This window comes from Kineococcus vitellinus (genome assembly GCF_009906315.1).
GTDB lineage: Bacteria > Actinomycetota > Actinomycetes > Actinomycetales > Kineococcaceae > Kineococcus > Kineococcus vitellinus.
Genome location: NZ_JAAALL010000568.1, coordinates 1 through 1,147, shown reverse-complemented (window position 1 = coordinate 1,147; position 1,147 = coordinate 1). Strand labels below are relative to the sequence as shown.

1 protein-coding gene is annotated in these 1,147 nt (G+C 82.0%); it reads left to right on the top strand.

All coding sequences use genetic code 11. From position 1 onward, the window contains the following. Positions 1-1,147, top strand: a 1,147-nt coding sequence (locus GTQ99_RS23450) for a ComEC/Rec2 family competence protein (RefSeq protein ID WP_205708115.1), incomplete at both ends; no start/stop codon positions are given.

Here is a 1,147-nt window from a genome sequence, read left to right as displayed (position 1 = left end):
CCTCCGACCCCCGCCCCGTCGCCGCCCGGCGCCCCGGCGACGCGGTCCGCGCCGCCGTCGACGTCGAGCTGCAGCAGGTGCGGGTGCGCGGGCGGGTGCTCGCCGTGGCCGCGCCGGTGACCGTCTTCGCCGACGCCGAGGGCTGGTCGGCCGTGCGGCTCGGGCAGCACGTGCAGCTGGCCGGCCGGCTGGCCCCCGCGCGGGCGGGGGAGCGGGAGGTCGCCGTCGTGACCGCCCGCGGCGGGGCGCGGGTCCTCGAGGAGCCGGGTGCGCTGCTGCGCGCCGCGGACCGGCTGCGCGGCGGCCTGCACACCGCCGCCGCGGACCTGCCGCCCGACGCCCGCGGCCTGCTGCCCGGGCTCGTCGTGGGCGACACCTCCGCGCTGCCGGCGGACCTGGAGGAGGACATGCGGCAGGTGGGCCTGGCCCACCTGACCGCCGTCAGCGGCTCGAACACCACGCTCGTCGCGGGTGCCCTCGTCCTCGCCGCCTCGTGGCTGGGGCTGGGCCGGCGCGCACGGGTGCTCGTGGCCGCGGCCGGGCTGGCCGGCTTCGTGGTGCTCGTGCGCCCGGAGCCGAGCGTGCTGCGCGCCGCCGTCATGGGCGGCGTCGGCCTGGTGGGCGTCGCCGCGGGGCGCCCCACCCGCGGGGTGCCGGTGCTGGCCGCCGCGGTGCTCGTGCTGCTCGTGGCCGACCCGTGGCTGGCCCGCGAGCCCGGGTTCGCCCTGTCCGTGCTCGCCACCGCGGGGCTGCTGCTGCTCGCCCGGCCCTGGGCGCGTCGGCTGCAGGGCGCCGGCGTGCCCCGGGTCCTGGCCCTGGCCCTGGCCGTCCCGGCCGCCGCGCAGGCGGTCTGCGGCCCGGTACTGGTGCTGCTGCAGCCGTCGGTGAACCCGCTGTCGGTGCCGGTCAACGTCGTCGTGGCCCCCGCGGTGGCGCCGGCCACGGTGCTCGGGCTGGCGACGACGCTGCTCGCCCCGCTGTGGCCGGGCGGTGCGGCGCTGCTGGCGTGGCCGGCGGGGCTGGCGGCCTGGTGGATCGCGCTCGTCGCCCGGGCCGCGGCCGCCCTGCCGACGGCCCTGCCCGTGCCCGCCGAGGCGGCCGGCCACCACGAGGGCGCCGGCCGCCTCGGCGGGCACGGGCAGGGCCG